General features: G+C 72.0%; 1 protein-coding gene. It reads left to right on the forward strand.

The genetic code is table 11. The annotated features are described in order from the left end of the window. Positions 1-8: 8 nt before the first annotated feature. Positions 9-5,057 (forward strand): SDR family NAD(P)-dependent oxidoreductase (locus ABTY98_RS41910; RefSeq protein WP_352226429.1); only part of this gene is annotated, 5,049 nt, incomplete at its 3' end.

Consider the following 5,057-nt stretch of genomic DNA (forward strand, 5'->3'; position numbering starts at 1 on the left):
TCGGTGAGGTGGCGGCCGCGCATGTGGCGGGTGTGGTGTCGCTGGATGACGCGGTCACTTTGGTGTGTGCGCGTGCCGGGTTGATGCAGGAGCTGCCGCCTGGTGGGGCGATGCTCGCGGTCAACGCCACCGAGGCGGAGGTTGTCGGGATCCTGTCGGGTGAGGTGGGTGTCGCGGCGGTCAACGGGTCTCGGTCGGTGGTGGTTTCCGGTGCCGAGTCGTCGGTGGAGGCTGTTGCGGCGCGGGCGAAGGAGCGGGGATGGCGGAATACGCGGCTTCGGGTGAGTCATGCGTTCCATTCCCCGTTGATGGACCCGGTGTTGGAGCGGTTCCGTGCTGCGATCGGTGGTGTGGATTTCTCCGCTCCGCGTATTCCGTTTGTGTCCACCGTGGACGTCGATTCCGCGCCGGTGAATGCTGATTACTGGGTGCGCAATGTCCGGGACACGGTCCGCTTCGCCGACGCGGTCGCCCATCTGCACGAGCAGGGTGTGACGAGGTTCGTGGAGGTCGGTCCGGACGCCGCGCTGAGCGCCGTTGGACCGGACTGCCTGGCGGAGGACGCGGCCGCGGCCTTCATCCCACTACTCCGCCGAGACCAGCCGGAATCGGTGACCCTGCCCACCGGACTGGCTCGCTTCCACGTGCACGGCGGGAACATCGACTGGACCCGTTGTCTGCCCGCGGCCGACCCGGTCGACCTGCCCACCTACGCCTTCCAACAGCGCCGTTACTGGCTGGAGAACGCCGAGTCGGCCGATCCCGCCGCGCTCGGTGCGCTGTCCGCCGGGCATCCGCTGCTCGGTGCGCTGGTCGCCCTGCCCGGTGCCGTCGACACCGTGCTGACCGGGCGGTTGAGCCTGCGTGGGCAGTCCTGGCTGGCCGACCACCGGGTCACCGGCACGGTGCTGCTGCCCGGTACCGCGTTCGTCGAACTCGCCCGGCACGCCGCCGAACTGCTTGGTGACAACCGGCTGGACGAGCTGACCCTGGAGGTCCCGCTGGTCGTGCCCGCCGAGGGCGGCCTCGCCCTGCGGGTCGTCGTCGGCGAACCCGACGACACCGGCTGCCGCAGCATCGAGGTGCACTCCCGGCCCGAGGACTCGGCGCCGCCCTGGACCCGGCATGCCACCGGTGTGCTCTCCGAGAGCAGCGACGACAGCGTCGGTGCGGATCTCGTGCGGTGGCCCCCGGCCGGCGCCGAACCGGTCGACCTTGACGGCTTCTATCACCGGCTCGCCGCTCGCGGCCTCGGGTACGGCCCGGCGTTCCAGGGGCTGCGGGCTGCCTGGCGGCGCGGCGACGAGATCTTCGCCGATATCGCCCTGCCCGACCAGCAGTGCGGTGAGGCAAGGGAGTTCGGTCTGCATCCGGCGTTGCTGGACGCGGCACTGCACGCCCTCGCCCTGCACGGCGACAACGCCCTGCGGCTGCCCTTCGCCTTCCGGGGGGTCCGCTGGCACGACGCGGGCGCGACGGCGCTGCGGGTCCGGATCACCGCCGTCGAGGAGGACGCGGTCCGGTTGGATCTGGCAGACGGCAGCGGCGCCCCGGTCGGTACCGTCGAGCGCGTGGTGCTGCGCGCCCTCACCGGCGAACTGCGCGCGCCCGCACGGCTGGACTCGCTGTACCGGCTGGACTGGACGCCCGCTCGCACCGGACGCCCCCGCGACACCCGCGCCGATGTGCTGGTCCGGGTCGAGGACACGCCCGTGGCCGAGCGCACCGCCGCCGTACTGGAACGGTTCCGCGGCTGGCTGGCCGAGGAGCCCGCGCCGGGTGCCCGGCTGGTCCTGGTCACCCGAGGTGCGGTCGCGGCCACCACCGAGGAGGTGCCCGACCCGGCCGGCGCGGCCGTGTGGGGCCTGGTGCGCTCGGCGCAGATCGAGTGGCCCGACCGGTTCGTACTGCTGGACACGGCCGACCCCACCGTCACCGAGACGGAGCTGACGGCGGCACTGGCCACCGACGAACCTCAACTGGCCTTGCGTGCGGGGCGGGTGTTGGTGCCGCGGTTGGCGCGGGTGTCGGAGGTGGGTGGGGGTGTTCCTTGGTCGGCTGAGGATGTTGTGCTGGTGACGGGGGCGAGTGGGACGCTCGGGGGTTTGGTGGCGCGGCATTTGGTGGTGCGTCATGGGGTGCGTGGTCTGGTGCTGGTTTCTCGGCGGGGTGGTGATGCGCCGGGTGTGACGGAGCTGGCTGCGGAGTTGGGTGAGTTGGGTGCCGGGGTGGCGGTGGTGGCGTGTGATGTGGCCGACCGCGAGGCGGTGGCCGCGGTGCTGGCCGAGCATCCGGTGACGGCGGTGGTGCACGCCGCCGGGGTGGTGGACGACGGTCTGGTCACCGGTCTCACCGAGGAGCGACTGCGGGCGGTGCTGGCGCCGAAGGTGCAGGGCGCCCGCTGGCTGGACGAACTGACCCGCGGCCGAGACCTCACCAGGTTCGTGTTGTTCTCCTCCGCCTCCGCGACCCTCGGCAACGCCGGACAGGCCGCCTACTCCGCCGCCAACGCCCACCTGGACGCGCTGGCGCGGCAGCGCCGTGCCGCCGGGCTCCCGGCCACCTCCTTGGGCTGGGGACTGTGGGAGCAGCGCAGCGGCATCACGGGCGAGCTCTCCGAGACCGACCTGGCCCGTATCGCCCGCAGTGGCATCGCCGCACTGCCCACCGCGGAAGCCCTGGCGCTGCTGGACGCCGCTGTCGGGCTCGACGAGGCGGCCGTACTGCCGATGCGGCTGGACACCGTGGCCCTGCACCGGCTCGACCCGTTGCCGGCGGTGTTCGCCGGCCTGGTCCGCGGCCGCCGCCGTACCCCGCAGCAGTCCGGCTGGGCCGACCGGCTGCGGGCGCTGCCCGTAGCGGAGCGCCGCCGCGCCGCCCTGGACCTGGTGCGCACCCAGGCCGCCGGGGTACTGGACCTCACCGGGGCCGAACAGGTCGGCGCCGAGCAGTCCTTCGCCGAACTCGGCGTCGACTCGCTGACCGCGCTGGAACTGCGCAACCGCCTCGGCACCGCCACCGGGCTACGGCTGCCCACCACCCTGGTGTTCGACCACCCCACCCCGGCCGCGCTGGCCGGGTTCGTACTCGCCGAGGCCGGTGACCTTCAGACCGGACCGGAACCCGCCGCCCCCACGCTCACGGCCGCCACGGACGAGCCGATCGCGATCGTGGGAATGGCCTGCCGCTACCCCGGCGGAGTCGGCACCCCCGACCAGCTGTGGGACCTGGTCGCCGCGGGCCGGGACGGCATCTCTGCCTTTCCCGCCGACCGCGGCTGGGACCTCGGGGCGCTGCCGGTCGGACTGGGCGGATTCCTCGCCGACGTCGCTGACTTCGACCCCGGGCTCTTCGGTATCTCGCCGCGCGAGGCGCTGGCCATGGACCCGCAGCAACGGTTGCTGCTGGAGCTGTCCTGGGAGGCGTTGGAAAGCGCCGGGATCGACCCGACCGGCGTCCGGGGCAGCCGTACAGGGGTGTTCGCCGGGCTGATGTACCAGGACTACGCGACCCGGCTGGCACACGTGCCCGAGGAACTGGAGGGATATCTGGGCAACGGCAACCTGGGCAGCATCGCCACCGGCCGGGTCGCCTACACCTTCGGGCTCACCGGCCCCGCGGTCACCGTGGACACCGCGTGCTCGTCCTCGCTGGTGGCGATGCATCTGGCCGCACAGTCGCTGCGCTCCGGCGAGTCCAGCCTGGCGCTGGCCGGCGGGGTGACGGTCATGTCCAGCCCGACCCCGTTCCGTGAGTTCGACCGGCAGCGCGGCCTCGCCGCCGACGGCCGCTGCAAGTCCTTCTCCACCGATGCCGACGGCACCGGTTGGTCCGAGGGCGTCGGCATGCTGGTGCTGGAGCGGCTGTCCGACGCGCGGGCCAACGGCCATGAGGTGCTGGCCGTGCTGCGCGGTTCGGCGGTGAACCAGGACGGTGCCTCCAACGGGCTCACCGCCCCCAACGGTCCTTCGCAGGAACGGGTCATTCGCGCCGCGCTCAGCGCCGCGGGGCTGTCCGCCTCGGACGTGGACGTGGTGGAGGCGCACGGCACCGGCACCACGCTCGGCGACCCGATCGAGGCGCAGGCCCTACTGGCCACGTACGGCGCCGATCGGGACCGGCCGTTGTGGCTGGGGTCGGTCAAGTCGAACATCGGGCACACGCAGGCCGCCGCCGGTGTCGCCGGCGTGATCAAGGTCGTACAGGCCATGCGACACGGCCACCTGCCACGCACCCTGCACATCGACGAACCGACCCCGCACGTCGACTGGTCGGCCGGTGACGTACGGCTGCTCACCGAGTCACGGCGCTGGCCGGAGACCGAGGTGCGTCGGGCCGCTGTGTCGGCGTTCGGGGTGAGCGGCACCAATGCGCACGTGATCATCGAGCAGGCCCCCGATGTCGAGGCGACGGCAGTTCCGGAACCGGTTTTGCCGGTGCCGGTGTTGGTGTCCGGGCGGAGTGCTGAGGCGTTGCGTGGTCAGGCGGCCCGGTTGCGTGAGTACGTGCTTGCCGAGTCCGGGGTGACTGTTGCGGAGGTGGCGCGTGCGGCGGCGCTGTCCCGGGCCGCTTTGGAGCACCGCGGTGCGGTGGTGGCCTCGAATCGGGATGAATTGCTTGTTGGACTGGAGGAGTTGGTGGGCGGTGGGCCGGGCGCTGTTGGCGCGCTGGCTGATCGTGGTGGGCTGACCGGGTTCTTGTTTTCGGGTCAGGGGTCGCAGTGGTCGGGGATGGGGCGGGAGCTGGCTGAGCGGTATGCGGTGTTCGCGGAGTCCTTCGAGGACATCTGTTCGCGGTTGGAGTCGGTGTTGGGGCGGCCGGTGCGGGAGGTGATTCTCGATGGCGGTGATCGGCTGGATCAGACGTTGTTCGCGCAGTGTGGGCTGTTCGCGGTTGAGGTCGCGTTGTTCCGGCTGCTCGGGTCGTTCGGGGTGGTGCCGGACTTTGTGGTGGGGCATTCGGTCGGTGAGGTGGCGGCCGCGCATGTGGCGGGTGTGGTGTCGCTGGATGACGCGGTCACTTTGGTGTGTGCGCGTGCCGGGTTGATGCAGGAGCTG

Source organism: Streptomyces sp. NPDC096040, assembly GCF_040303265.1.
Lineage (GTDB): Bacteria > Actinomycetota > Actinomycetes > Streptomycetales > Streptomycetaceae > Streptomyces.